This is a genomic window from Corynebacterium sp. SCR221107 (assembly GCF_027886475.1).
Taxonomy (GTDB): Bacteria; Actinomycetota; Actinomycetes; order Mycobacteriales; family Mycobacteriaceae; genus Corynebacterium.
Map to the genome: position 1 here is coordinate 874,453 of NZ_CP115670.1, position 26,811 is coordinate 901,263.

Sequence of the window (26,811 nt, forward strand, 5' to 3'; positions counted from 1 at the left end):
GTTTTCCTTTCTCAGACCTGCATGAATGACGCACACTCCTGGCAGGTTGCATCCCCTATGATAAGGGGAATTATCAATTGTCTATGCATACAGAAATGGGGCCTGTCATGGCGCGACCGTTAATTGTTACCGCCTTCATTTCCGCCGATGGCGTCATGGAAGCCCCTGGCGGCGAGCCGGGCTACCGGAATTCGGGCTGGACCTTCACAGACATCGATTTCGTGCCCGAGGCCTACGAGATCAAGGGCACCGAGCAGGCGGAGGCGGGTGCGTTGCTATTGGGGCGCACCTCCTATGAGGCCTTCGCCCCGGTGTGGCCGAAGATGGAGGAGTTCGCCGAATACAACGCCATGCCCCGCTACGTGGTGAGCACCACGTTGATCAAGGCCGACCCCGGCTGGGACGCCACCATCCTGCGCGGCGTCGATGAGGTCGCAGCGCTTAAGGAGCAAGACGGCGGCCCCATCCTCGTCCACGGCTCGGCCACCCTCGGCGCCGCGCTTGCCGACGCGGGTCTGGTCGATCGCTATCACCTGTTGGTCTTCCCCGTCCTGCTGGGCGCGGGCAAGCGCCTGTTTAGCGAGGCCGACAAGGACAAGCAGCGCCTGAAGCTGGTGGAGTCGCAGGCCTACTCCAACGGCATCATCAAGGTCGTCTACGACGTGCTCAGCAGTGAGGCAATCGCCCCGCATCCGCAACGCTTGCGGGAGTAAGGTCTGCGGGCAAAAGCCCTGTGACCCCATCATTCGACGTCGACGTTCGGCCTTGCTTTTCTTGGTGCGACGAAAGCGGGGGACTCCCAAAGGAGGGGAGGGGCTATTGCAACCCATTATACTAAGTAGGTCGCAGTGATCGGGAATGCCGGTTGGAATCCGGCAGCGGACCCCGCCACTGTATTTGGCTGACAAGATTTCGGCAGGAAGGCCACAGCGCCTTCCCACCTTGGGCGTATATCAAGGACCCCACTGACCATCGGTTGGGAAGGGGAAGCCCGAAGATCGAGGCCATAAGCCAGGAGACCGGCTGCGACTACTGTTCGTTTCCACCTGCGGGGACCCGGGTGTTGCTGAAAGTTGGAGAATAATGCATATCGCAGAGGGATTCCTTCCCGTTTCCCACGCCGTGGCGTGGACCTGTGTTGCCGCGCCTTTCGTCATCCACGGCGCGACCCAGGTACACAAACAGATCAAGGACAAACCGGAATCGGGACTGCTGTTAGGCGCCGCCGGTGCTTTTACCTTCGTGCTATCCGCCCTCAAGATCCCGTCTGTGACCGGGTCCTCCTCCCATCCCACAGGCACCGGGCTGGGAGCGGTGTTGTTCAAACCGCCGGTCATGGCCTTTTTGGGTACGATCGTCCTGCTATTCCAGGCGTTGTTGCTAGCCCACGGCGGCATCACCACACTCGGGGCCAATGTTTTCTCGATGGCGATCGTTGGCCCCTGGGTGGGCTACGGCTTCTGGCTGCTTGCCCGCAGACTGGGTGCGAGCCTAGAGGTAGGGGTGTTCTTCGCCGCCTTTGCCGCCGATCTTTCCACCTACGTGGTCACCGCCTTGCAGCTTGCGCTCGCGCACAACAACGGCGAGATTGGCCAGGCGGCGATGTCCTTCCTCGCGCTGTATGCGCCCACCCAGCTCCCGCTGGCGGTGGTCGAGGCGATCGTGACCGTCTTGGTCATGCGTTCGCTGCGCGCGCTGGCACCGGCCGAGCTCACCGGGCTGGGCGTGGCCAAGGAAAAAGAATTGGTCAAGGCCTAAAGGGCTGAACGAGGACCTGGGGAGATAAGGAATGAATACGCAGAAGTTTTCGCGCAAGGGGAATTGGGTCACCATCGGTCTCATCGTCCTGGTGCTGGTCATCGCCGCTTTTCCGATGTTTTTCAACCTCGGCGATCCGGCGGTGGAGGAGGCCTTCGGCGGCACCGACGCCGCCGCGGAGTCGATCATTGTCGAACAAGACCCGGACTATGAGCCGTGGTTCGATCCGATCGTGGGCGAGCTGCCCGGGGAGGTGGAGTCCGGCCTCTTCGCGCTCCAGGCCGCCCTCGGCGCGGGCGCGTTGGGGTATGTGCTGGGCGTGTACCGTGGCCGTCGGAAAGCAGAACAACGCCAAGCGCAGGCAGCCGAAACCCGGGAAGAAGACGCTTTCTAGGTTATGAACCCGCTGGAACGGGCGGCTGCGGCCTCGCCGTGGGCACACATCAACGTAGGAGAGAAGCTGCTGCTTTTTATCGGGCTCATCTTCGCCGTGCTGCTCCTGCCCGCAGCCGTCGGGGTGCCGCTGGTCGCAGCGATCGTGCTGGCGCTGGCCGCACGAGCGAAGGTGCCCTGGCGCCTCTACGCCACGCTGGTCGCGGCGCCGGCGGTATTTATCGCCCTAGGCATCATTCCGCTGATGGTACGGCTTGATACGAGCGGACTGCATCTGGTCGATAATGGCGTCGCCAATGCGCTGGTACTCATGACGCGCAGCTTCGTGGCCACCGCGGCGATGATGGTGCTCGCGCTGACCACGCCGATCGCGGAGCTTATCGCCTGGTTCGGCCGAGTCGGGGTGCCGGAAACTTTGACCTATGTGGTGGTCGTGATGTATCGCATGATCTCCACGCTCATCGTCACCTCGCGGACGATGTGGGAGGCCCAGGCCATGCGGCTGGGACATTCGAGCAGGCGGCGCTGGATTTCCTCGATCGCCTCCCAAGCGGCCACGCTTTTCGTGCTCAGCCTCGAGCGCGCGCGCCGGCTTGGCCAGGGACTTGAGCTTCGTGCAGACCCCACGGCGATGGCCGTGCTCGCACCCACCCGCGAGGTGAACCCAGCGCGGTTGGCGTGCATCGTGTGCCTGCTTGTGGCACTTGGGGCCATCGGTTTCGTGGTCTAGGGCTCTAGTCCATTGGCCTGCTCCTTTGGCTGTGCCCCGTGGCGAGTCGCGGGTGTGCAATCTGCGGGAGTCGCGGGGAGCGCGGCGCGTGCAGGGATGAGCGGAGTGGGTTCCGAGAGTTGAAGAACGTTGATTTACACAGTGAACACAGTGATAGTGAGGAGCAACTAAAAGTGGCACCTTCACCCATACTTGCGGCCAACGGGCTAAAGTTCTCCCACGATGGGCAATCGGTGCTGCGTGGGGTCGATGTTGTCATCCGGCCGGGGGAGGTCACGGCGCTGTTGGGGCGCAATGGGGCGGGAAAGTCCACGCTGCTGCGGTTGTTGGCTGCCAGCTGGAAACCCCATCAGGGCGAGGTGCTCCTGGACGGACAGCAGGTCTTATATGACCGTACGGGCCGCGATCGGGTGCGGCGCCGGGTCCAGCTGGTGCTCCAGGAACCAGACGATCAGATCTTTGCCACTACGGTCCGCGCGGACGTGTCCTTCGGCCCTGTCAACCAGGGGCTTAGTACCCAAGAGGTGGAGCAGCGGGTGGCGGAAGCCCTGGTGGCCACGGGTATAAGCGAGCTCGCCGAGCGCGTCCCGCATCACCTGTCCTTCGGACAGCGCAAACGGGTGGTCTTGGCCGGTGCGTTGGCCATGCGTCCGGCCGTGTTGCTTCTCGACGAACCTACGGCCGGTCTGGATCCGCGCGGAAAACGCGAAATGGCGCGAGTCATTGCGCGCCTTGCCGCTCAGGGCACGGGGATCGTGGTGTGCACCCACGACGTCAACTTTGCCTATGAAGTAGCCAGCGAGGCCGCCATCTTGGTCGACGGGCTCCTGGAGTCGGGCCCAGCCGAGCAGGTACTTTCCGATGCCGCGCTCATGCAGCGCGCGCAACTTGAGCTTCCCTGGGCACCGGCGGTGTCCAGGTTGATCAACAAGCCTGTCACCGAGGTCGGTGACATCTACAAGCTTCTAGGCGATGCCTAGGAGAAAGATCCAGGGATACATCACCTTCACGTCACGCAAGTGCTGTGGAGATCCCCGGGAACATGATTCACATGCGGGCCCCGGCGTGAGCAACCTCTCCTCGCGCCGGGGTCTTTCGTATCGATCACGTGTCGGGTGTCCCTTTGTTGCGGTGTGCCCGCTTCCGGGGGTAACCCAAAAGTGGTGCCCCGAGCTGCTGCTTTTGGCTAGGTGGGGGAGCGGCCCTGGGCAAGAATTCAAGTGTGGCTTGCCTAAGTTAGGCAAAGCTATGTAGGTTTCTGGTTGTAGGTAAACATAGCCTTACTAAGGCAAGGCTATAGAAATTAGCCGACTGATTATGCGGACCACTCAATACGTCGCGGGCTCTCAGCTATCGGCGTCGCGGGCGCGCATGATCGTCCGCTGTGGCCTGCCGGGCAGCGGCCCCTGGAACTGCCCGGCAAGCTAGCCGACCACCCAGTGAAACGACGAACTTAAAGGGAACCATGTCTGTAAAGCTTCCAAAGCTCATCGCTGTCTTGACCGCCTCCGCCATCGCCTTGACCGCCTGCTCCAGCGCCGGCGGCGAGTCCGGATCCTCTAGCGCGAGCTCCGATTCCTCGGCTTCGGCCACCGCTGCCTTTTCGGGAACCATCGAGATCGAGGACAACCACGGCACCGTCGAGGTTCCTGCAGGCGCTTCTCGCATCGCGGTCACCGACAACCGCAGCTTCGAGATCCTTAACCAGTGGGGCATTACTCCGGTGGCCGTGCCGAAGCAGCTGGTTCCCAAGACGGTTCCGGATTACAAGAACAACGATGACATCGTCGACCTAGGCAACCACCGCGAGCCCGACCTCGAGGCCCTCGTTGCCGCCGAGCCGGACCTCATTATCAACGGCCAGCGCTTCACCCAGTACTACGAGGACATCAAGAACCTCAACCCGGACACCCCGATCATCGAGCTCGAGCCGCGCGACGGCGAGCCGCTGGATTCCGAGCTCAAGCGCCAGGTCACCGCCCTCGGCGAGGCGCTCGGCAAGCAGTCCGAAGCCGATGCTCTCATCGCCGACTTCGATGCGGCGCTGGAGCGCGCAAAGAACGCGTACAACGGCACGGATACCGTCATGGGCGTCAACGTCTCCGGCGGTGAGATCGGCTACGTCGCGCCGAGCATTGGTCGCGTGTGGGGCCCGATCTTCGACCTGCTTGGTCTCAAGCCCGCGCTTGAGGTCTCGGAGGCCTCCTCGAACCACGAGGGTGACGACATCTCCGTCGAGGCCATCGCGGAGTCCAACCCGACCTGGATCTTCGTTCTCGACCGCGATGCCTCCCTGTCCACTGCCGACGAGGAAGGCTACACCCCCGCACTCGACGTGATCACCAACAACGCTGCTTTGGGCAACGTCACAGCAGTCAAGGATGGCAAAACCATCCTGGCGCCGGCCGACACCTACACCAACGAGTCCATCATCACCTACACGGAGATCCTCAACTCCATCGCCGACGCTTTCGAAGGCAAGTAGGAACCCGATGGGTCAGTCATCCCCGGCACCTGTAGCCACCTAAACCCCAGCGTAAGCCAAACGCGACACCCCACATGGTGAGGAAGATATCCTCCCGGTGTCGCGTTTGGCCTCTCGCGTTTCTCGAAGTAGTAGAGGTCACGATGACCGTAACCAGCCCCTTTTCTAGCCCCAAGCCACAGCCGGCACCACCCACCGGTACCGAGGCTAACCACCACGGCCGCACAGCTAGGCCTAGCGAAACCATGACCGCCCCATTGAATACCCAAGACACCGGCGCCGACCATGCCACGGCCGCAACTCCTGAAACCCCCAAGGCGGCCCGACGCCTGGATTGGAAGATTATTGCCGCTGTGATCGTGGTCGTGGGGTTGTTGTTCGCCTCCCTGATGACCGGCGAATATGACATCTTCTCCGGCGGCGATGGTCGCGTCATGTTTATGAACGTCCGCATCCCGCGCACCATCGCCCTGGTCTTAGCCGGTGCCGCGATGGCCATGAGCGGGCTTGTCATGCAGCTTCTGACCCAGAACCGCTTCGTGGAACCCACGACCACGGGCACCACCGAGTGGGCGGGCCTAGGCCTACTGTTTGCCATGATCGTCTTCCCCACGGCAAGCGTGGCGGCCCGCATGGTTTCCGCCGTGGCCTTTGCCTTCGTGGGCACGATGGTCTTTTTCCTATTCCTGCGCAGGGTCTCGCTGCGCTCCTCGCTGGTCGTGCCCATCATCGGCATCATGCTCGGCGCGGTGATCAGCTCCCTGTCGAGCTTCATCGCGTTGAAGACCGACACCCTCCAGACCCTGGGCGTGTGGTTCCAGGGCAGCTTCACCTCCGTCTACAAGGGGCAGTACGAGGTGCTGTGGGTCGTGCTCATCGTGGTGGTCGCCGTGTTCTTCTACGCCGACCGACTCACCGTGGCCGGCCTGGGTGAGGACTTCGCTACTAATGTGGGAGTGAATTATCAGCGCATGGTGCTGCTGGGCACCGCCCTGATCGCCGTGGCCACCGGCGTGGTGACAGTGGTGGTGGGCAACCTTCCGTTCGTGGGATTGATCGTGCCTAACCTGGTGAGCATGTGGCGCGGCGATGACCTGCGCTCGAACCTGCCTTGGGTCTGCCTGCTAGGTATCGGCATCGTGACCGCCTCCGACCTGCTCGCGCGCGTGGTCATCTCCCCGTTTGAGATCCCGGTGTCGGTGATCTTGGGCGTGGTCGGCGCCGTCGTCTTCGTTGGCCTGATCCTCAAGGGGGTGCGCCGTGGTTAACGCTGTGCACTCCGCTGCGGCGGGCACTATAGACGTCGGCAGGCGTGCAACGCGCGTATTCATGCACGGCCCGCGCCGATACTGGATCCTGTTTTCTATCATTACCGCGCTGGGCCTGCTGTGTGCCTTCGGGCTGCTGGCCTACGGCAACCCGCTCGAGGTGGGCACGCGCGGGTGGTGGCTGATCGCGCAGCGCCGCGCGAGCGCGGTGACCGCGATGGCGGTGGTCGCGTGGTGCCAGGCGATCGCGACGGTGGCGTTCCAAACGGTCACCAACAACAGGATTCTGACCCCGTCGATCATGGGATTTGAGTCGCTGTATCGCTTGATCCACACCTCCACCATCTTCTTCCTGGGTACCTACGGCTTCTTCAGCGCCGACAACCTGCGCATGTTCGTGGTGCAGCTTGTGCTTATGGTCGGGCTCTCGCTGGTGCTGTACTCCTGGCTGTTGACCTCGAAGAACTCCAACATGCACGCCATGCTGCTCATCGGCATTGTCATCGGTGGTGGGCTGGGGTCGCTGACCACCTTTATGCAGCGCCTTTTGACCCCAAGCGAGTTCGATGTGCTGACCGCACGTATGTTCGGTTCGGTCAATAACGCCGACCCGTCTTACTATCCGCTGGCCATCCCGCTCGTGCTGGCCGCGGGCATGACGGTGTTGGCGCTCTCGCGTAAGCTCAACGTCTTGTCCCTGGGCAGGGAAGCGGCCGCCAACCTGGGTGTGAACCACAAGACCTACTCGGTGCTCATCCTGGTGATGGTCTCCATCCTTATCGCCACCTCCACCGCATTGGTCGGTCCGATGACCTTCCTCGGGTTCCTCGTGGCAACCCTTGCCTATCAGGCGGCGGGCACCTATGACCACCGCTACATCTTCCCGATGGCGCTGTCGCTGGGGTTTTTCGTCCTCACCTGCGCTTACTTCGTGATGAACCACATCTTCTACGCCCAGGGTGCCGTGTCCATCATCATTGAGCTAGTGGGCGGTTCCGTATTCCTGCTCGTACTCCTTAAGAAGGGCCGACTGTGATCAAGCTAGACCGGGTCACCAAGACCTACACCTCCGACAATCAACAGGTCCGCATCGGTCCGATCGACCTGGAACTTCCCGCCGGCGGCATCACCGCCCTCGTGGGCCCCAACGGCGCGGGCAAGTCCACGCTGTTGACCATGATCGGGCGACTGCTGGGCATGGATGATGGCCAGATCTTCGTCGCCGGAATGGATGTGGCAGCCACCAAGTCCCAAGACCTAGCCAAGGTGCTGTCTATCCTGCGGCAGGAAAACCACTTTGTCACCCGGCTCACGGTGCGTCAGCTCGTAGGCTTTGGCCGCTTCCCTTATTCCAAAGGACGGCTGACCCCCGAGGATGAGGAAATCATCTCCCGCTACATCGACTTCCTCAACCTTCGTGAGCTCGAGGATCGCTTCCTCGATCAGCTCTCCGGCGGGCAGCGCCAGCGCGCCTACGTGGCAATGGTGTTGTGTCAAGAAACCGACTACGTGTTGCTCGATGAGCCTTTGAATAATCTCGACATCGCCCACGCAGTGGAGATGATGAAGCACATCGAACGCGCCGCCCGCGAGTTCGGCCGCACCATCATCGTGGTGTTGCACGACATTAACTTTGCCGCTCGCTATGCGGATGCGATCTGCGCGGTCAAAGACGGCGCTATAGCAGCCTTCGGTACGCCAGACGAGCTCATGCGCGATGACGTGCTCACCGAGATCTTCAATACGCCGATCCAAGTCATCGACGGCCCCTTCGGCCCGCTTGCTTGCTACTAAGAGCGCTTGCCGACGCTCACGCGCGCCGCGCCCCGTGCGGTTGGCTTCACATTCCTCCTCCCCAGCACTCAAACAACCTGTTGTGTGCTGGGGATTTGTGTTGTTGTTGGTGGGTGTGTAACTTTATGTGAGTCGCCGCGACCGACAGCGCCCTCTTACAGTGCCTTTTGATGAAGGTGGTTGTGAGTTTGAGGCGGGAGGAAAACAAGCGGGACGAAATCACTTTCTTCCTTTAGTTCTGCGCATGGTTTTGTTTGTGTGTGGGGCTGGGTGGTCATGTTGTTTGAGAACTCAATAGTGTACCAATGCACTGGTGAATCGCATTTTTTTGTGGTTTGCTTTGTTTGGGGAGCAGGGATTGTTTCTTGTGGTGTGTGTTGTTGGTTGGTGTTGGTGTGGCCGGCGAGTAGTTGCTTGCTTGTGAAATATTAATGCTGGTTGATGATGCATGTTGGGGAATGGTTTTTGTTTCTTTGACGTGTTTGTGTGTCGTGTTTTTCCTCGTCGGATGGCGGCACACATGTTTTTTCATCTATTTTTTTGGACAATCATTTTTGCGATGCAACTGTTTGTTGTGTTGTGGGCTGGTTGTTTGTTTTTTGTCTGGTTTCAGGCTTTCCTGACCTTTTTGATTCAAGATGTTTTTTCTTGTTTTTTTGTGGAGAGTTTGATCCTGGCTCAGGACGAACGCTGGCGGCGTGCTTAACACATGCAAGTCGAACGGAAAGGCCCAGCTTGCTGGGTGCTCGAGTGGCGAACGGGTGAGTAACACGTGGGTGATCTGCCCCTAACTTCGGGATAAGCTTGGGAAACTGGGTCTAATACCGGATAGGACAATCGTTTAGTGTCGGTTGTGGAAAGTTTTTTCGGTTAGGGATGAGCCCGCGGCCTATCAGCTTGTTGGTGGGGTAATGGCCTACCAAGGCGTCGACGGGTAGCCGGCCTGAGAGGGTGGACGGCCACATTGGGACTGAGATACGGCCCAGACTCCTACGGGAGGCAGCAGTGGGGAATATTGCACAATGGGCGCAAGCCTGATGCAGCGACGCCGCGTGGGGGATGACGGCCTTCGGGTTGTAAACCTCTTTCGACAGGGACGAAGCTTTGGTGACGGTACCTGTATAAGAAGCACCGGCTAACTACGTGCCAGCAGCCGCGGTAATACGTAGGGTGCGAGCGTTGTCCGGAATTACTGGGCGTAAAGAGCTCGTAGGTGGTTTGTCGCGTCGTCTGTGAAATTCCGGGGCTTAACTTCGGGCGTGCAGGCGATACGGGCATAACTTGAGTGCTGTAGGGGAGACTGGAATTCCTGGTGTAGCGGTGGAATGCGCAGATATCAGGAGGAACACCGATGGCGAAGGCAGGTCTCTGGGCAGTAACTGACGCTGAGGAGCGAAAGCATGGGGAGCGAACAGGATTAGATACCCTGGTAGTCCATGCCGTAAACGGTGGGCGCTAGGTGTAGGGGTCTTCCACGACTTCTGTGCCGTAGCTAACGCATTAAGCGCCCCGCCTGGGGAGTACGGCCGCAAGGCTAAAACTCAAAGGAATTGACGGGGGCCCGCACAAGCGGCGGAGCATGTGGATTAATTCGATGCAACGCGAAGAACCTTACCTGGGCTTGACATATACAGGACTGGGCCAGAGATGGTCTTTCCCTTTGTGGCTTGTATACAGGTGGTGCATGGTTGTCGTCAGCTCGTGTCGTGAGATGTTGGGTTAAGTCCCGCAACGAGCGCAACCCTTGTCTTATGTTGCCAGCGGTTCGGCCGGGGACTCATGAGAGACTGCCGGGGTTAACTCGGAGGAAGGTGGGGATGACGTCAAATCATCATGCCCCTTATGTCCAGGGCTTCACACATGCTACAATGGTCGGTACAACGCGCTGCGAGCCTGTGAGGGTGAGCGAATCGCTGAAAGCCGGCCTCAGTTCGGATTGGGGTCTGCAACTCGACCCCATGAAGTCGGAGTCGCTAGTAATCGCAGATCAGCAACGCTGCGGTGAATACGTTCCCGGGCCTTGTACACACCGCCCGTCACGTCATGAAAGTTGGTAACACCCGAAGCCCATGGCCTAACCCCTTTGTGGGGAGGGAGTGGTCGAAGGTGGGATCGGCGATTGGGACGAAGTCGTAACAAGGTAGCCGTACCGGAAGGTGCGGCTGGATCACCTCCTTTCTAAGGAGCATATATTTTTTTTGTGTTGGTGACTGGTTAGTCACCATTTGTTTTTTCTAATCCGGGTGGAGCATGCCACCCCGACACGAATGTGTGCCACACGGTGGGTGTGGCTGGTGTTGGGGTTTGTGGCATCGACTGGATGATGCGCACCACGTTGTGTGTTGCGATTTGTGTTTCTCAAACTGTGTGTGTTGGTGTGCTGTTGGGTGTCTGGAACATGCATGTGTGTGTTTCTGGTGGCCTTGCTGCTACTGCTGCCTTTTTTTGTGCCTCTTTTTTTGTGGGGTGTGGGTGGTTGGTGGTGGTGGGGTGTGTTGTGTGAGAACTGTATAGTGGACGCGATGTAATTTCATTGTGCCTGCATGACTGTGTGTTGTGTGGGTGGGGTGAGAATTAATTTTTTTTTCTTGTTCTTTGTTTTTAGTATTTTTTGTCTTTGGCAATTTTTTGTGTGTGTGTTGTTTGGTTAAGGGCACACGGTGGATGCCTTGGCAGCTTGAGCTGATGAAGGACGTGTAAGGCTGCGTTAAGCCTCGGGGAGTTGCCAATAAAGCGTTGATCCGAGGATGTCCGAATGGGGAAACCTGGCCGTGGTTATGTGCGGTTACCCACTGGTGAATTCATAGCTGGTGTGGGGGTTACGCGGGGAAGTGAAACATCTCAGTACCCGTAGGAGAAGAAAACAATTGTGATTCTGCTAGTAGTGGCGAGCGAACGTGGATGAGGCTAAACCATGTGCATGTGATACCTGGCAGGGGTTGTGTGTGTGGTGTTGTGGGGTTCAACTGTTCCTGGTCTGCCAGCTGGGTGCGCAATGTCAATGCTGTTAGCGGAAGTGGTTTGGGATGACCTGCCGTAGAGGGTGAGAGTCCCGTACGTGAAGGTGGTGTTGGTTGTGTTGTTGGTGTCCCCGAGTAGCAGCGGGCTCGTGGAATCTGCTGTGAATCTGCCGGGACCACCCGGTAAGCCTAAATACTCAAGTTGACCGATAGCGGAATAGTACCGTGAGGGAATGGTGAAAAGTACCCCGGGAGGGGAGTGAAATAGTACCTGAAACCGTGTGCTTACAATCCGTCAGAGCCTCTTTTGTGGGGTGATGGCGTGCCTTTTGAAGAATGAGCCTGCGAGTCAGCGGCATGTCGCGAGGTTAACCCGTGTGGGGTAGTCGTAGCGAAAGCGAATCCTAACGAGGGTGTTTTTAGTGGCATGTTCTGGACCCGAAGCGGGGTGATCTACCCATGGCCAGTGTGAAGCAGCAGTAAGATGCTGTGGAGGCGCGAACCCACTTAGGTTGAAAACTGAGGGGATGAGCTGTGGGTAGGGGTGAAAGGCCAATCAAACTCCGTGATAGCTGGTTCTCCCCGAAATGCATTTAGGTGCAGCGTCGTGTGTTTCTTCCTGGAGGTAGAGCTACTGGTTGGTTGAGCGGGACCACAATCTTAGCAATGTCAGCCAAACTCCGAATGCCAGTGAAGTCAGAATACGGCAGTGAGACTGCGGGGGATAAGCTCCGTTGGTCGAGAGGGAAACAGCCCAGATCGCCGGTTAAGGCCCCTAAGCGTGTACTAAGTGGGAAAGGATGTGGGATCGCGAAGACAGCCAGGAGGTTGGCTTAGAAGCAGCCATCCTTGAAAGAGTGCGTAATAGCTCACTGGTCGAGTGGTTCTGCGCCGACAATGTAGTGGGGCTCAAGTACACCGCCGAAACCGCGGCAATCAACATTTGTTTGTTGGTTGGGTAGGGGAGCGTCGTGCACGACGATGAAGCACCTGGGTAACTTGATGGTGTGGAGTGTGTGCGAGTGAGAATGCAGGCATGAGTAACGAATGATATGTGGAAAACATATCCGCCGGATGACTAAGGGTTCCTGGGTTAAGCTAATCTTCCCAGGGTGAGTCGGGACCTAAGGCGAGGCCGACAGGCGTAGTCGATGGACAACCAGTTGATATTCTGGTACCCGTGTATACGCGCCCAATGGTGAATCGGGGATACTAACCACCCACAAGCATCACAATATGCAACTTGTTGTATCTGTGGTGGGCGTGCGTGGGACCTGATCTGGTAGTAGCCAAGTGATGGGGTGACACAGGTTGGTAGCCAAGCCACTTATTGGATTGTGGTGTAAGCGTGTGGCCCGTGATATAGGTAAATCCGTATCACATATAAGGGTAAGGCGTGATGCGTACCCATTGTTGGGGATGTTGGTGATCCTATACTGTCGAGAAAAGCCTCTAGCGAGTGTGTACATGGCCCGTACCCATAACCGACACAGGTGGTCAGGTAGAGAATACTAAGGCGTTCGGGTGAACTGTGGTTAAGGAACTCGGCAAAATGCCCCCGTAACTTCGGGAGAAGGGGGACCACTGCTGGTGACAGACTGATTGAGCTGGTGGTGGTCGCAGAGAATAGAGGGAAGCGACTGTTTATTAAAAACACAGGTCCGTGCGAAAACGTGGAAGTTGATGTATACGGACTGACGCCTGCCCGGTGCTGGAAGGTTAAGAGGACCTGTTAGCACACCCTTGCGGTGCGCGAAGCGGAGAATTTAAGCCCCAGTAAACGGCGGTGGTAACTATAACCATCCTAAGGTAGCGAAATTCCTTGTCGGGTAAGTTCCGACCTGCACGAATGGCGTAACGACTTCCCTGCTGTCTCAACCACAGGCCCGGTGAAATTGCAGTACGAGTAAAGATGCTCGTTACGCGCGGCAGGACGAAAAGACCCCGGGACCTTCACTATAGCTTGGTATTGGTGTTTGGTTCGGTTTGTGTAGGATAGGTGGGAGACGTTGATGCATCATCGCTAGGTGGTGTGGAGTCGCAAGTTGAAATACCACTCTGATCGGATTGAGCACCTCAACCTTGGCCCATGATCTGGGTTGGGGACAGTGCCTGGTGGGTAGTTTAACTGGGGCGGTTGCCTCCTAAAATGTAACGGAGGCGCCCAAAGGTTCCCTCAGCCTGGTTGGCAATCAGGTGTTGAGTGTAAGTGCACAAGGGAGCTTGACTGTGAGAGTGACAACTCAAGCAGGTACGAAAGTAGGGACTAGTGATCCGGCACCTACGTGTGGAAGTGGTGTCGCTCAACGGATAAAAGGTACCCCGGGGATAACAGGCTGATCTTCCCCAAGAGTCCATATCGACGGGATGGTTTGGCACCTCGATGTCGGCTCGTCGCATCCTGGGGCTGGAGTAGGTCCCAAGGGTTGGGCTGTTCGCCCATTAAAGCGGCACGCGAGCTGGGTTTAGAACGTCGTGAGACAGTTCGGTCTCTATCCGCCGCGCGCGTTGAAACTTGAAGAAGGCTGTCCCTAGTACGAGAGGACCGGGACGGACGTACCTCTAGTGTGCCAGTTGTTACGCCAGTAGCAGCGCTGGTTGGCTACGTACGGAAGGGATAACCGCTGAAAGCATCTAAGCGGGAAGCCTGTTTTAAGATGAGGTTTCACTCGAGGTACCCCACAGACTATGGGGTTGATAGGCCAGAGTTGGAAGCATCGCAAGATGTGCAGACGACTGGTACTAATTTACCAACAAACAACAAACATCCTGCTAAAAACAAAACAACAACAATATCATCGCGTCCACTATGCAGTATCTAACACAACACCAACACCAACAAACAACCTATTGTTCCAATAACACGTGTCGGTGGTCATAGCATTGGGGACACGCCCGGTCCCATTCCGAACCCGGAAGCTAAGCCCAATCACGCTGATGGTACTGCACCCGGGAGGGTGTGGGAGAGTAAGTCACCGCCGACGCTAAAAACTTCAAAAACAAAACGGTGAGCACCAAGGAAAAACCCCCTTCCCCGGTGCCCATCGTTTTTTTCGCATCACAGACACCCCGTGTACATGGTGGCCGGTGACTTGAACCGCCGGAAAGCAAAAACCCCACTACCAAACATCCCCCGCACAAAACTCAACTCGCTCGTCTGAATAAGGATCGATGAACGTCAAGGAACGCGCATGCAGATGCATACGCTTGGTGAAATCGTCGGGAAGGAACAGGCCTAAGAAGGCCCAGGCCTGCGCTGGCTGATCCTCATTTTGCGCACCGGTTTAGCCGGAGTCCTTTTTATACTGGAAAGTCACCGGAGGCTTATCGCTGGTATTGCCAGCATGACCGGGTTATCCGCCTCCAAGACTTTCTAAGGCAGGTGCGCGAGATGGCGGGACAATCCCAGCACATTAAAAACAAGCGCCAGCAATTTAACAGTGGCCGTGAACTTATTAACGCGGTCAAAACTCGTCGCGAAGAAGCCCAAGCCTTTAAAGCACTTGCTGACGACGTCGAAAACGAAATGAGCGCAGAACTTGATCAATACGACCCGGAACTAATCGGCGGCGTGCGCGTGCGCTGGATTAGCCAGGGCGTTGCAGCGCGCGACGAAACTGCGTTTAGCCACGCACTAAAAATTGGTTACCGACTACGCAAAGCAGGACAACGACTCACAGACGCAGCCATAATCGATGCCTACGAGCATGCCTATAACGTTGCACAACAACAAGGTGGAGCAGGCCGAGACAGCGAAATACCGCCCATGCGTGACCGTCAGACCATGGCACGGCGCGTACGCGGTTATGTCACCCAATCTAAAACCAGCACAAGCCTAGGAGCTAGCGCTCCCGGACGCGTTACCAGCAGCGAACGCAAAGCACTGGCCACCATGGGACGAAAAGGCGGACAGAAAGCAGCACAACGCTGGAAAACCGAAATATGCGCAAGAGCGGAGAAAGGCACTGGAAGCAGCCAATAAGAGGAGGACAGCTGGAGGTAAGAGTATTGCTTTCCGGATTGCAGCCTTCTTCGCAGATGCTTTTAGCCAAACAGGAAAATACCCAGGGATCGAGGATGCAATGGATGAGTTTGGGGTTTCTAGAGCGACAGTTAAACGCGGTCTGAGTTCGGCTGGAATTGTACTTCCGCGTGGACGCAAGATGTCAGATGCGGGTTTTTGGTACCGGTGTTCCGGAGACCCGGTACTGCCGGGTTCCGGGTAGTTGGTACCGGGGCCGGGCCGACCGAGTCGGCCTGGTTGTTTGCTTTATTCGTCCGGTTCTATTGGGGCGGTGGCCTTGCGCATGTCGAAGTCTCCGATACGGATTCGGTGGCCGTTGTTGAGGCGGCTAACGAGTGAATCGGCTCCGACTCTGTCTGGCAGTGTTTCAACCCAGTAGGCGGCGGCCGATTGGGAGGAGATAAGTGTCGGGAGCCGACCGTCGCGGTCGAATATGATCTTGGTTAGGTCTTCTTGCCCGCGCTGGTTGATGCTCATGGTCATAAAATCGTCGATGATAAGGACATCGACGTTGATCAGTTTCCGCATCTTATCGAGGTAGTTTTGGTCAGTCGGTGAGAAGACCGCGAGCATATCTACAAGTTGATCCAGCCGGTAATACGCCACGGAATATCCAGCCTTGCATGCGGCGATGCCGATGGCGCAGGCAATGTATGTCTTGCCTGTTCCCGTCGGTGCGAGGATGTGAATGTTGGTCGGGTTTTCCCGCCAGTTGGTCGCTGCGATCCGTTTCAGCTGGCGCATGTTGATGCCGCGTTGTTCTGCCCGGGTGACTTCAGCAAGGCTCGCATCCGGGTATCGGAATTTAGCCTGGGTGATAGCCTTGGCAATGTTGCGCTGTTGGCGTTGTGTGTAGGCTTCTTCGACTGCGGCGAGGAAGATATCTTCTGGTAGCGCATCCGCATAGGCCTCGTCGTTGACAACCTCGTAGAAGATGTCAGCGAAGGTTGATACGCGAAGCTTGCGCATTTTCGCCCGCACAATCTCGTCATCGATGCTGCTCATGATTTTTACACTCCTTCTAGTTTTCGTAGTGATCAGCAGGCCGGATAAAGACGGCATCGGCCACCTCGCCGGTAAGCGGGGTACTTGGGCGTGGTTGGCGCTTGGCCACAGGCTGTGTTTTTAGCCCTGGTGACCCGGGATGTTGTTGGACGTGGGCAATGTCAGTCTGGATGCGTTTGATCACTGCCATCGTGGGGGCCAGTTTCTTGTCTAAGACCTGCTGGCATGCAGGTTCCAGGGTGGCTTTGTTGTGCTTTTTGCCCAGGTTGGCCAGCACGTTGCGTGCCTGGATGAGTCCGCGGGGTACGGCGGCACTATTGCGGTCGAGGATCATCGCTATGACTGCGTGCGTTGCTGCCCCAAACGACGAGGCCCAGGCCAAAAGCTCATCACGGGTAAGCGCCTTGTGGCCTTCATCATCGCCACGCGGTGCATGCTGAGGGTTTGTGGAATACCGGTATTTAAATCCGTGAAGGCGCGTGTGTTCAGCAACAAGCTGCTCCCCGCTGAAGATGCTCACCAGTTGCGGGGTGAGCCTGACTGTTACCGATTCTCCTACCAGCTGAAATGGCACAGAGTAGTACTGATAGTCACAGGTGATGTGCCAATTACGATCGACTTTAAGCCGCTTATAAGACACTTCCGTAAACGGCGTCGGCGGAAGATCGCGCATCACTGGTGCCTCTTCTTTATCAAAGCGCATGCGCCGTGTTGAGCCATCAGGCCGCGTCATTGCGCTGTTGATATCGGCAAGCCGATCAGCGATCGCCTCATTAAGCTCATCAAGGCTATAGAAGACCTCGTCGTTGAAGTAACCCAGGATTTTGGTGTAGGCGATTTTCACGGCACGTTCTACTGCCGCTTTGTCGCGTGGCCTGCCGGGCCGAGTCGGCACGATCGTGACCCCGTAATAGTCAGCAAACGCTGCGTAGCGGTCAGTGACCATCCGATATGTAGAGGTCTTTTTCGGCCGATAAGTCGCCGTAGAAGCATTATCCGGCACGATGACCGCCGGTAATTTGCCAAGATAGTTCAACGCCTTAACATGGCACTCAATCCAAGCCGGCATCTTCTCATTCGCAGCAGCAGTAACGTACATCAGTCCTGAGTACGGGCTGACCGCGACAAACAATGACGCCTTGAATGCGGTATCACCACTGGCCTGATCCACCACTGGCACTTTGTCACCGGCCCAGTCGACATAAAGCTCTTGCCCGGGCTCATGGGTGACGACTTCGACAAGATCATTAGCACGCAGAAATTCATTGAGCCCACTGCAAAACTGGGAGTACTGGTACTTTGCCTTATCCGTCGGACAAGGCTGCGACAAGTAGTCCATCCACAGCTTGTGCCTGGTCACGTGCTTCGTACTTTTCAGCTTGCGTGCAAGAGCATGAAAATCAGGCTGGTCGTAGGACATCGTCCGCTTACTCCGGCCATCACTGAATCGATCATCAAACCATCCCGGTGGGAGCTGACGGAAACGCTCTGGAGTTAGTACCTCATCGTTGATGACTTTCTTTGCGCGGGATACTTCTCGTCGTGAACATCCCAATGCGTGTGTGATCTGCGCGTAGCTAGCACCATCAAGGCACATCGCGATGATCTGTTTGAAGTTAGCCACAAGGACCGGCTCCTTCCAAGTAAAAGTTGACGCGACACCACCGGATTGCGGTGTCGCCAGCATCAACTATGAAAGAAAACCCCTTGCAGTACCAGATACGTGGAACACCGGTACCAACTACGCGGACTCGCGGTACCAACTACCCCGAATCGACAGCAAGAAACGCTCAAATTAAATGGCTCAAGCCATAGGCAATATACGGTTCCCCTGCCGGTAGGCAGTGAGTAATAACCTCTTTGAAGAAAACCTTGTAGAGCAAGGCTACTTATGCTTTGAGGTTAGGCGTTCTTCTATTGCGGTGATGAGGTCTAGCCCTTTTTCTAAGTCCTGGGGCTGCTGTTGTCGGGCGAGGCTTTGCTGCACGGCGTGAATAATTGAGCGCAGCTGTCGCATGTTGGGGAATAGTGGGGAAGTGGGGGAGAGGAGTCTGGCTAGTTCGGTGAGGCATCGGGCGGCGTTGTCTGCCCCAGTCCTTGGCTTCTGCGTAGTCTCGGGTGCGTGCGCAGGCGATGATAAGTACGTAGTGCAGGTGCGTGTTTTCGATTGCTTGCTGGGCGGGGTAGTCATCGTTTTTCCTCTTTGTGCAGGGGTTATTCTTTTTCTGCCGGGAATGTGCACACCCCGTTTGCTTTCAAAGCGGCTAAAACGATAATCACTATCTGGATCAAAAAGCCAAGATAGGGAAAACATAGATTACGCCAAGCGATGTGGGGCTGTCGTTGCCGAAAAGAATTGGCACGGAGCTAGATGTAGCAATCCCCACTGCTCCACAGACTGTCGTGGCTTGCAAATAGGGTATGGCCCAGTCAATCCCACCGGTACCTCTTAGTAGACGCGAATATATAGGTTTACTAGCCCATATCCATCATATTTTTATATCCACAAGACGCGCACTGGACATAACCGTAGGAGTTTCCGCCATCCTCCCATGGTGCAGTGAAGTCACCGCGAAGCTCCTGCTGACAGCTCTCGCACGTACGCCCGGTAGAGCGACGGCTATCGCCAAAGGGGCTGATGAGTTCCCCGTTCTCCAAGTAGAAGCGCTCGCTACAGCCAGTACAGTTGAACCAATAAGTGGCATCGGGCGCACCCCCTTGAACCATGTTTCCGCAAGTGGGGCACGGGGGTATCCCCATGACCTCCTGGTAGTGCTCATGGCTGTCGTAGAGGTTGGCGCTTGTTACGTCATTATCACGGCCGCATTCTGCGCATTCCCACGTTGGACAATCAGTCGTGAAGCCTGGCTGGTCGTTTAACTTGGTGTTGCAGCCATCGCAATACCATTCATCGTCAGATCCTCCCAGGGATGACAGAAATCCGCCAACAATATTTCCGAATTAACCCATGGTAGAAATCACTTTCTTGACAGTTTTTGTTGGTTATGAGCTTAAACTACGTGCTAGCGATAGAAAACTTGATCGGTAAGCTATCGCCGTATATCTGCACTTAATTCTTTATTAGGAATGAACGCGGCGATAGCTTCATTCGTATAAAGGTCTCTACCGGTTATAGCAACATTCCAACACACCGGGGTTCCTTGTTCTTGTCGGGGATCCACACGTAGGTGGCGATTCCTGTGTTGTAGAACATCGCGGTCTGCAGCGCAATGCTCGCGTCGATGAGGTTGCCGTTGATCAGCCAGTTACGGATCTGGTCCGGGCCGGACTGGGGCTGGCTGGTAAACAGGGGTGAGTCGTTGGTGACTACGTGGACCCTGCGCTAAAGGAGGGTGTTGATCTTCTCCCACAGGATCTTTTCGAGTTCCCCCTCAATGGCGATGAGCTCTTTGTGAAGTGACTTAAGGCTATCGCCTTTCCAGATAAGAGTTTTAAAAGAGGCGGCGCCCTTCTTGGGATTCCTTTTCAAGGTAATGCGATCGCCGGACTGTATGGCATCCACAGGCAGCCCAAGTCGTTCATATGCTTCCGTATCCGTTATCTCGACCTGGAAACTATGTGCTACTTCATTGCGGAGATCAATTGCGGTTTTCAGCCGATCTAAGAGGGCCTCGGGAACATGGGGCTTCAGGCTCTCCTGCAGTTGAGTTCCTGAGCGTGTCCATGCTTTATTAATTGGCGGATCGAATGGGCCAGACTCTGAGACTGCAATGATCTGCCCCGCGGCGTGTTCTGTCGCAGCTGCCTGAGAGATCACCAGGCCAATTTGGCGTAAATTCTGGTCGCTCAGCATTTCTGAGCTGCCCCGGAATTTTTCTAAGTCTGTTTGATGGATGATTTTTTCGGATATCGCTTTTAGTATCTGATTTACTTGATTGCGCTTGTTTAGGTCGTGGCCGAACTGGTCAGCGTATGAGTAGAAAAGCGCTTTTAACGTATCTGTATCATCAGGCAAGTTTTGGGAAAATTCGTTTTCGATCATGGAATGCGCCCTCCTGTTATCAACGATGGAAAATATGTCAAAATCTTGTCTAATTAGTTAACTTCATTGTCTAGCTGTTCGCGATATAAATACTCATTCGGCCCCTAGCTGGTTTCGGCTCACTTAATGTGGCAGACAGAGGTCCCGTTCCTCGAGTGCACATATATTTTATGGAGTATGCCTTGGGCAACAATTTTTCGGGTGACCCGTTCCTATTACCATGTTTGATATTTCACGATGGAGTAGAAGTTCTACTCCATCGTGAAATAGGAGTCGTAAAGGAGTAAAAATTCTCGTCTGAGAAAGGAAACCATCGCCATACGTGCAAGTGTTGTTGTGGCAATTGTGGAAGTCTTAAACTTTGTTTTGGATATCTATTTGACCTATTCGACTCAAGCCTCGAAGCCTACACAGGTTTATGTCGAAGGCAACGAGAATACAGTTGTTCTATGTGAACAAAGCTGCACGACGATTAACCTCACATAGAGCGGAACATAAGTTACGCTCGTCCACTTAGATATCCCAGCCGATGACGACACTCTGCGTCTTCCTGAATCTCGATAAGTTAAGAGGTTGTCTGGATAGGGTACACCCCAAAAGAACGGTTTTTGAATTACAAACCCCCTCGCAAACATCATGTTCACTAGGGTGGGGTTATGGATAATGGAACAGAACCGCCACTACCTCTAGATATTCCTGAACATTCCGAGGTTATTTCCGGACAGAAAGTCGGCTACGCGCGGGTTAGCTCTAAAGACCAAAACTTAGAGCGGCAAACCGCAGCGTTGAAGAAAGAGAAATGCTTTCGCATTTTTACCGATACCGTCAGCGGTTCGTCTACTGACCGTCCTGGGTTGGATGGTGCGTTGAATTATGTGCGCCCTGGTGACCAACTTGTGGTTATGAGTATGGATCGGTTGGCACGCTCGCTTATTGATCTGCACTCGTCTGAATAAGGATCGACGAACGTCAAGGAACACGCATGCAGATGCATCCGCTTGGTGAAATCGTCGGGAAGGAACAGTCCTAAGAAGGCCCAGGCCTGCGCTGGCTGAATGTGCCAGGCGGTGCGTCCTATCGTTGTGGCCTAGGCGAGGTGAAGCCGGTCCTGGATGCGTCGGCAGGCTTCTATGAGCGTTTCGTCCTTCTTGCAGAAGGCGAAACGAACCTTCCTGCGCCAATCGTCCTTGTGATCGCAAAACACGGAGATCGGTATCGCAGCCACACCAACCTCTTCGATGAGATAGGTGCAAAAGGCCATGTCGTCGGCGAATGCCTCGGGTAGTTCGGCAACGAGGTAGTAGGTGCCATGAGAGTCGTAGACCTTGAGCCCAGCGGCGCGCAGCGCGTCGGCAAGCAACTGCTTCTTCTTGGCAAGCCCGGCGGCCATGGCATCCACCCAGGCCAACTCATTGTCCAGCGCATAGGCGACCGCGGGCTGAAAAGGGGCGGCACCTACATAGCTCAAATACTGCTTGACGCGCTGGACCTCTTTGATCAGTGGCTGCGGGCCGACTGCCCAGCCGGTCTTCCAACCGGTGGCGTTGAAGGTCTTAGCGGCGCTGGAAACGCTGACGGTGCGCTCCCACATTCCCGGCAGGCTTGCTAAGTGCGTGTGGGTGGCAGGCGGGAATACAAGGTGTTCGTAGACCTCGTCGGAGACCACGAGGAGGTCATGGGCGACCACTATTCGGGCGAACTCCTCCAACACGGCGCGGTCGAACACTGCGCCGGTGGGATTGTGGGGGCTGTTGCAGATAACCAGCTTTGTTTGCGGCGTGATCGCCTGCTCGAAAGCCTTTGTGTCTAACGTCCAGGTGTCACCAGCCGGTTTCAGGGATACTGCAACGCGCCGCCCGCCGGCTAGCGAAATCGCCGCGGCATAGGAGTCAAAATAGGGTTCAAAGACGATGACGTCCTCGCCGGGTTCGACGAGTGCGGTGACGGCGGCGGTGATGGCCTCCGTCGCGCCGACGGTGATAAGGACCTGCGTCGCGGGATCGATGGTGCGCCCGTAACGCGATTGGTGACAAGCCACGGCTTCCCGCAGCACGGGCATGCCCAGCCCCGGCGGATACTGGTTATTGCCCCGGGCGATCTCTTGCTGGGCGCGCTCGAGCATGGCGTTAGGCCCGTCCGTGTCGGGGAAGCCTTGGCCAAGATTTATGGCGCCTAGCTCGGCGGCGCGGGCGGAGAAGGTGGCAAAGACTGTCTCGCCGAATTCCTGCATGCGGGTGACACCGATGTTTTTCATGGCACAGATGTTAGTCGCATCGCGGCGCCGTCTATGCGCGTGTGGCCTCCCTGGCTTCAGCATCGACCATGTAGGCCTGCGCTTGCCGACGCACACCGCACCGCGTTCGCCCGGCATGCCCTTTCCCCGGCGGGTCCTAGCTGTGATGCCGCAGTCATGGCGGGGGAGGGGTTGTGGTTGTTCTAGCATGAAAGGCTATGAACACCTCTCAACCGACCGAAGGCCTCGGACGTCAGGCATGTGCCACGGATGTGGCGTTCGTGTCTGCGGATACTGACCCGACGGGCGCACCCGGCCCTTGGCAGGTCATCGCGGTCTCGCAGCCTGAAGAAGGGCAGTGGCTTTCGGGGGAAACGGGGGTGCTGCGCGGTGAGGAGGTCTCTGATGTTGTGTTGTCCTATGTGTTTAGCGCAAACCTCGCAACACAAGAGGTCACCGGTGACATCGGTGCCGCCATGAGCGTGGAGGCCGTTGTATATGGTTTACAACCGAGCCCGCAAGGCGCCTGCCTGATGTACGCACTGATTAACGCAGAGCCCGAGTTGGCCGATGGCCACGACGCTAGGGCGCAGCTAGGTGGGTTATGTCCTGTCTAGGGACTTTTTGGACGGGGAGTCCATAGGCTTTTTGGACAGGGAGTCTAGTTGGTTTTTGGACGGGGAGTCCATGGGGTTTGTGGGCGTGATGTCTATAAGCTTTTTGGACGTGGTTCGGGTTGGAATATGCAGATGGCTATTCCAACTCATATCCGTAAGAAGATCGCGGATTTCGATCCCGTCCGTGACGGCAAGACCATCACAAAGTTCTGCAAGGAAATCGGCGTGTCCAGGCAGACATACAACAACATCAAACATCGCATCGCCGAACGCGGCCGAGCAGGAATTATCCCAGATTCAACAGCACCGAAGAATCCTACCCGAAAATTCGGTGTCGAGCTACGCCAACTGGTTGTCCAGGCCCGCCAGGTTCTGAAAGAAACTGGCCGTGACTATGGGCCGTGGTCAATCTACTACTACTTGCTCGATGACCTTCGGATGGAAAATCCTCCGCAGCGCTCGACGATCGCCTTGTGGCTTCACGAAGCTGGTGTTGTTGACGAGAATGCTCGGAAGCGTCCCCGAAGCTCGTACAGGCGGTTTGCGCGTGCGAAGGTCAATGAGCTGTGGCAGATCGATGGCTTTGTCTATCGCCTGTTCGATACAGCGCATACCCAGATCACGATCTACCAGCTCATCGACGATGCGAGTCGTTTTGATGTAGGGTCGCAAGCATTCAGTGCACCCGAGAACGGTGTCGATGCACGCGCCACATTGGCGGCTGCAATGGATTCATATGGCTGTCCTCAGGAGGTGCTATCCGATAACGGTGAGGCCTTCGCTACCTACCACCGAGGGCGACTGTCGGACACCGAACGATGGCTGGCACATCTGGGTGTGTGGTCTATTGCTGGATTCGCTCCACAAACCCAAGGTAAAGACGAACGATCCCACCAAACGATCATCCGGTACCTTGACGCGCGCACCCCCACAACACTCGGGCAAGTCCAACAGCTGCTCGTGGAGTATCGCACCTACTACAACACCAAGCGACGTCACCAAGGCCTCAACCACGGCAAAATGCACATCACTCCGGCACAAGCCCGCGAGATTCTCGACCACGCCACCCCACCTAAACAGCCTCTTGATCCAGATGTGTTGTGGGCCAAAATCGCCTCGTACTACCACAGCATGCACGATGGAGTCCCCGAGGAAAGGAAAAACACCTTGGGAGAAGTTGCAGCTTCACCCAAGGCGTGTGAACACGATAATGAGCCAATCCACCAGGATTCACACCCTATCGATACCCCCAGCGTAACTGCCGCAGGCTCAGCGTCAAGCAACGACTGGGGCATCCCCGACGAACTTTGGATCAACCGAAGTGGTGTCGTGACCATCCTCAAGCACCGTTTGTATGTCGGCACTCGATGGAAAAATAGAATGATCTACAGCCATGTCGGCACCCATCATGCGGAGTTTTTTACCGCGCATGACGGCGAGCTTTTATTCTCCTTCCCCCTACCCATTACCTTGTTGCACCGACCGGCCGGAGGACAGATCAACATCGGACATGTAGAAGGGATGTGGCACCGCCGCCCGCCGGAGATCAAACCGATCCTGTCGCGACCGCGGCCCTCGCGACGCAAAAAGCCGTAGACCGCCCAGCGCCTAAAACTTGCCCACAAACCCCTTAGACTCCCCGTCCAAAAAGTGGCTAGACTCCCTGTCCAACAAGTAACTAGACTCCCTGTCCAAAAGGTCTTTGGACTCCGTGTCCAAAAACCCCATGGACATAACACAGCTAGGTGGGTTAGACGTTTTCGAGGTGCCGGTGCTTGGCGATGAGCGCAACTTCGATTACCTCGGCTTTGTTCTCGTCACCGTGCCCAACGTGAACAATCCATTGCTCGCTGAGGTAGCGATCACCTTCGATGCAGGCATAGCACCTCTGCCCGGGCAGCCGCTCGATACCACCGCGCGCCTCGTGATGGAGAAATTGGTTCGGTTGGGCGAAGAAGTAGCCCGCGTCCATGGCCGCACCATTATCCAGACCGGATTGCTCAGCGTCGATTCCGAGCGTGACCCGAAGGCTAGCCTCCTTCGTGAGCTTGGCTACCGGTTGGCCTACCGGGCAGGGGTGTATGCGGTAGACCTTGACGGGGCGCTCGACAAGGAACAGGCATATCCGTTGCCCGAGGGATGTAGGTTGCGGTATTTCACCGGTGCGATGCCACCTGCGGACATGGTTGAGGATTTGTGCCGTCTGTTAGATATCGCCGACCGCGATGTCCCGCACGGCAGCCTCACCAACGATCCGCAACCGTGGACGCCGCAGCGCCTGCAAGCCATTGCCGCCCGTGAGCAACGACGCGGCAGCTTCATTATGACAGCGGTGGTCGAAGGTCCCGACGATCCTGCAAGCACGGGCTCGGCGGGCAATGATCACGCTCATCGCCGGCTCATCGCGATGTCGAGCCTTAGCCACGACCCGGGTGCCAGTAGGGAAATGGTCGCCCAAGATCTCACCGTGGTTGCGCCGCCGTGGCGCGGGCGCGGCCTAGCCACCGCGACGAAGGCAGGTTTATGGCGCAGGCTTCGTGAGATCGATGGCGGTGTCCGCCGGGTGGGTACCACGCTTGCCGACGACAACAGCGCGATCATCGCTGTCAACAGCCACTTCGGCGCGCGGTTGCTCGCTCACGAGACCGGATGGGAATTAATAACCCCTCTGCACGAAGCCTAGGCGGTGCAAAGGGGAGGCGAAGAAATAAAGCTTTACGATCGGTGAAAGGGGTTTATTGGGCAAGCTCGCTTATGGGGAATCAATAAGGCAGGCTTGGCCGCTTGCGATCGTTAATCCAGCTCCAAAAGGTTAAAGCGGGTGGCGCGAACATCGGCCAGCCGATCGAGGTTGCTTTCCAGCGTGGACCACAGCGTCGCCGGAATCTCCTTTTCCGCGCGTGCGATGGTCTGGGCATCCTGCGTCGCCCAAGCAATCGGCATGGGCGAGATCTCATCCCAGGTGGCCTGCGAGTGGGAGGAGCGGCGCCCGGAGACCGCAACTGCAGGAACTCGCTCGCCAATCTCACGCTTGTGGCCATCCAGCTTGGTGATAGAGCGCATCGCTAGCCCATAGCGCGGCGGCTGCGCGGGGTCGATATTGAGGTTGACCAAGGCCAACAGCTTGAGGCCGTGGGGGTCTACCTGCGCGATCATCGCGGGTGCCAGATCGTACTTGGCATACAAGGAAGTGGCAGACCCGACCTGCTTGGGGATGATCGCGATCATGGCGAAGCTGACCAACGACATCAAGGCGAACACGGCGAGCACGATCCAACCGAGGGTATCGCGGCCGACGTACAAAAAGATGCTGAAGCCGATCGCCAGCTGCACGAGGCCGAAGAGGGCAGCAGAGGCTTGCAGGCGCCGGGTGTCCTTGAGCAGCTCGTTGTTCTTCTTCGCGTACGCTTCATCGACGTTAAAGGAAAAAACTGGCATGGCGTGATTCGTGCTTCCTGCAGATCGTGGCGGTTAAGAGGCTTATGCATGTCCATGAGGTGGCCGCGCATAGCACCGTAGCAGGGTTTCATGCGCGGTCCGT

At 56.8% G+C, this 26,811-nt stretch carries 19 protein-coding genes, 3 rRNA genes, 1 pseudogene and 1 riboswitch; of the genes and pseudogenes, 17 read left to right on the forward strand and 6 right to left on the reverse strand.

Going from position 1 to position 26,811, the window contains the following annotated elements:
- The first annotated feature begins 107 nt into the window (after positions 1-107).
- The 13 genes from PAB09_RS04005 (at position 108) to PAB09_RS04065 (ending at position 15,370) form a co-directional block, all read left to right on the forward strand.
- The gene (locus tag PAB09_RS04005; RefSeq protein WP_271034770.1) at positions 108-713 is read left to right on the forward strand and encodes a dihydrofolate reductase family protein; all 606 of its coding nucleotides are present in this window, start codon (positions 108-110) and stop codon (positions 711-713) included.
- A gap of 116 nt (positions 714-829) precedes the next feature.
- Positions 830-1,041, forward strand: a riboswitch (cobalamin riboswitch).
- A gap of 42 nt (positions 1,042-1,083) precedes the next feature.
- Entirely contained in the window at positions 1,084-1,758 is a 675-nt protein-coding gene (locus PAB09_RS04010) for an energy-coupling factor ABC transporter permease (RefSeq protein WP_271034771.1), read from the forward strand.
- A gap of 31 nt (positions 1,759-1,789) precedes the next feature.
- The gene (locus PAB09_RS04015; RefSeq protein ID WP_271034772.1) at positions 1,790-2,152 is read left to right on the forward strand and encodes an energy-coupling factor ABC transporter substrate-binding protein; all 363 of its coding nucleotides are present in this window, start codon (positions 1,790-1,792) and stop codon (positions 2,150-2,152) included.
- Positions 2,153-2,155: 3 nt separating this feature from the next.
- Positions 2,156-2,881, forward strand: a complete 726-nt coding sequence (gene cbiQ, locus PAB09_RS04020; RefSeq protein WP_271034773.1) for a cobalt ECF transporter T component CbiQ — start codon at positions 2,156-2,158, stop codon at positions 2,879-2,881.
- A gap of 173 nt (positions 2,882-3,054) precedes the next feature.
- Positions 3,055-3,861 (forward strand): energy-coupling factor ABC transporter ATP-binding protein, encoded by an 807-nt coding sequence (locus PAB09_RS04025; protein ID WP_271034774.1) that lies wholly within the window; start codon positions 3,055-3,057, stop codon positions 3,859-3,861.
- A 485-nt stretch (positions 3,862-4,346) separates the two neighbouring features.
- A complete protein-coding gene (locus tag PAB09_RS04030) occupies positions 4,347-5,366 on the forward strand; it encodes a siderophore ABC transporter substrate-binding protein (protein WP_271034775.1) in 1,020 nt (339 codons plus the stop codon).
- 389 nt (positions 5,367-5,755) lie between these two features.
- The gene (locus PAB09_RS04035; protein WP_442873736.1) at positions 5,756-6,634 is read left to right on the forward strand and encodes an iron chelate uptake ABC transporter family permease subunit; all 879 of its coding nucleotides are present in this window, start codon (positions 5,756-5,758) and stop codon (positions 6,632-6,634) included.
- A 61-nt stretch (positions 6,635-6,695) separates the two neighbouring features.
- A complete protein-coding gene (locus tag PAB09_RS04040; protein WP_271035260.1) occupies positions 6,696-7,670 on the forward strand; it encodes an iron chelate uptake ABC transporter family permease subunit in 975 nt (324 codons plus the stop codon).
- Positions 7,667-8,428, forward strand: coding sequence for an iron ABC transporter ATP-binding protein (locus PAB09_RS04045; protein WP_271034777.1), 762 nt, complete (start codon positions 7,667-7,669; stop codon positions 8,426-8,428). Before PAB09_RS04040 ends, PAB09_RS04045 begins: the two co-directional genes overlap by 4 nt.
- 655 nt (positions 8,429-9,083) lie before the next feature.
- Positions 9,084-10,606, forward strand: a 16S ribosomal RNA gene (locus PAB09_RS04050).
- Positions 10,607-11,065: 459 nt separating this feature from the next.
- Positions 11,066-14,153 (forward strand): 23S ribosomal RNA (locus tag PAB09_RS04055).
- 102 nt (positions 14,154-14,255) lie between these two features.
- A 5S ribosomal RNA gene (gene rrf, locus PAB09_RS04060) occupies positions 14,256-14,372 on the forward strand.
- The 16S, 23S and 5S rRNA genes sit together here, the layout of an rRNA operon.
- Positions 14,373-14,779: 407 nt before the next feature.
- Positions 14,780-15,370: a hypothetical protein gene (locus tag PAB09_RS04065; protein WP_271034778.1), complete on the forward strand. Its 591-nt coding sequence runs from the start codon at positions 14,780-14,782 to the stop codon at positions 15,368-15,370.
- A gap of 288 nt (positions 15,371-15,658) precedes the next feature.
- Here the strand turns inward: PAB09_RS04065 and PAB09_RS04070 are convergent, their stop codons facing one another.
- The 4 genes and pseudogenes from PAB09_RS04070 to PAB09_RS04085 form a co-directional block, all read right to left on the reverse strand.
- Positions 15,659-16,417 (reverse strand): ATP-binding protein, encoded by a 759-nt coding sequence (locus tag PAB09_RS04070; protein ID WP_271033409.1) that lies wholly within the window; start codon positions 16,415-16,417, stop codon positions 15,659-15,661.
- A 16-nt stretch (positions 16,418-16,433) separates the two neighbouring features.
- Positions 16,434-18,041: an IS21 family transposase gene (gene istA, locus PAB09_RS04075; protein ID WP_271034779.1), complete on the reverse strand. Its 1,608-nt coding sequence runs from the start codon at positions 18,039-18,041 to the stop codon at positions 16,434-16,436.
- Positions 18,042-19,553: 1,512 nt separating this feature from the next.
- Positions 19,554-19,757: pseudogene (locus PAB09_RS04080) on the reverse strand (N-6 DNA methylase); the annotation flags it as partial.
- Positions 19,758-19,760: 3 nt separating this feature from the next.
- Positions 19,761-20,420: a hypothetical protein gene (locus PAB09_RS04085; protein WP_271034780.1), complete on the reverse strand. Its 660-nt coding sequence runs from the start codon at positions 20,418-20,420 to the stop codon at positions 19,761-19,763.
- A 656-nt stretch (positions 20,421-21,076) separates the two neighbouring features.
- Here PAB09_RS04085 and PAB09_RS04090 point away from each other — a divergent pair.
- Positions 21,077-21,376 (forward strand): recombinase family protein, encoded by a 300-nt coding sequence (locus tag PAB09_RS04090; RefSeq protein WP_271034781.1) that lies wholly within the window; start codon positions 21,077-21,079, stop codon positions 21,374-21,376.
- Positions 21,377-21,507: 131 nt separating this feature from the next.
- Here PAB09_RS04090 and PAB09_RS04095 read toward each other — a convergent pair whose 3' ends face one another.
- Complete coding sequence (locus tag PAB09_RS04095; protein ID WP_271034782.1) at positions 21,508-22,674, reverse strand: pyridoxal phosphate-dependent aminotransferase; 1,167 nt, start codon at positions 22,672-22,674, stop codon at positions 21,508-21,510.
- 197 nt (positions 22,675-22,871) lie between these two features.
- On the opposite strand from PAB09_RS04095, the gene PAB09_RS04100 reads away from it, so the two are divergent.
- The 3 genes from PAB09_RS04100 (at position 22,872) to PAB09_RS04110 (ending at position 25,953) form a co-directional block, all read left to right on the forward strand.
- Positions 22,872-23,270 carry a hypothetical protein gene (locus PAB09_RS04100; RefSeq protein ID WP_271034783.1) on the forward strand — a complete coding sequence of 133 codons (399 nt, stop codon included), beginning with the start codon at positions 22,872-22,874 and terminating at the stop codon, positions 23,268-23,270.
- 132 nt (positions 23,271-23,402) lie between these two features.
- Positions 23,403-24,866, forward strand: coding sequence for a DDE-type integrase/transposase/recombinase (locus tag PAB09_RS04105; RefSeq protein WP_271034466.1), 1,464 nt, complete (start codon positions 23,403-23,405; stop codon positions 24,864-24,866).
- A gap of 130 nt (positions 24,867-24,996) precedes the next feature.
- A complete protein-coding gene (locus tag PAB09_RS04110) occupies positions 24,997-25,953 on the forward strand; it encodes a hypothetical protein (RefSeq protein WP_271034784.1) in 957 nt (318 codons plus the stop codon).
- A gap of 110 nt (positions 25,954-26,063) precedes the next feature.
- On the opposite strand, the gene PAB09_RS04115 is transcribed toward PAB09_RS04110, so the two are convergent.
- The gene (locus PAB09_RS04115) at positions 26,064-26,708 is read right to left on the reverse strand and encodes a DUF3239 domain-containing protein (RefSeq protein WP_271034785.1); all 645 of its coding nucleotides are present in this window, start codon (positions 26,706-26,708) and stop codon (positions 26,064-26,066) included.
- Positions 26,709-26,811 lie beyond the last annotated feature (103 nt).

Bases quoted from the DNA above. Each gene is read 5' to 3' on its own strand.
- PAB09_RS04005 (WP_271034770.1), top strand. From the start codon at position 108: ATGGCGCGACCGTTAATTGTTACCGCCTTCATTTCCGCCGATGGCGTC.
- PAB09_RS04010 (WP_271034771.1), top strand. From the start codon at position 1,084: ATGCATATCGCAGAGGGATTCCTTCCCGTTTCCCACGCCGTGGCGTGG.
- PAB09_RS04015 (WP_271034772.1), top strand. From the start codon at position 1,790: ATGAATACGCAGAAGTTTTCGCGCAAGGGGAATTGGGTCACCATCGGT.
- cbiQ (WP_271034773.1), top strand. From the start codon at position 2,156: ATGAACCCGCTGGAACGGGCGGCTGCGGCCTCGCCGTGGGCACACATC.
- PAB09_RS04030 (WP_271034775.1), top strand. From the start codon at position 4,347: ATGTCTGTAAAGCTTCCAAAGCTCATCGCTGTCTTGACCGCCTCCGCC.
- PAB09_RS04035 (WP_442873736.1), top strand. From the start codon at position 5,756: ATGACCGGCGAATATGACATCTTCTCCGGCGGCGATGGTCGCGTCATG.
- PAB09_RS04040 (WP_271035260.1), top strand. From the start codon at position 6,696: ATGCACGGCCCGCGCCGATACTGGATCCTGTTTTCTATCATTACCGCG.
- PAB09_RS04065 (WP_271034778.1), top strand. From the start codon at position 14,780: ATGGCGGGACAATCCCAGCACATTAAAAACAAGCGCCAGCAATTTAAC.
- PAB09_RS04070 (WP_271033409.1), bottom strand. From the start codon at position 16,417: ATGAGCAGCATCGATGACGAGATTGTGCGGGCGAAAATGCGCAAGCTT.
- PAB09_RS04085 (WP_271034780.1), bottom strand. From the start codon at position 20,420: ATGATCGAAAACGAATTTTCCCAAAACTTGCCTGATGATACAGATACG.
- PAB09_RS04090 (WP_271034781.1), top strand. From the start codon at position 21,077: ATGGATAATGGAACAGAACCGCCACTACCTCTAGATATTCCTGAACAT.
- PAB09_RS04095 (WP_271034782.1), bottom strand. From the start codon at position 22,674: ATGAAAAACATCGGTGTCACCCGCATGCAGGAATTCGGCGAGACAGTC.
- PAB09_RS04100 (WP_271034783.1), top strand. From the start codon at position 22,872: ATGAACACCTCTCAACCGACCGAAGGCCTCGGACGTCAGGCATGTGCC.
- PAB09_RS04105 (WP_271034466.1), top strand. From the start codon at position 23,403: ATGGCTATTCCAACTCATATCCGTAAGAAGATCGCGGATTTCGATCCC.
- PAB09_RS04110 (WP_271034784.1), top strand. From the start codon at position 24,997: ATGGACATAACACAGCTAGGTGGGTTAGACGTTTTCGAGGTGCCGGTG.
- PAB09_RS04115 (WP_271034785.1), bottom strand. From the start codon at position 26,708: ATGCCAGTTTTTTCCTTTAACGTCGATGAAGCGTACGCGAAGAAGAAC.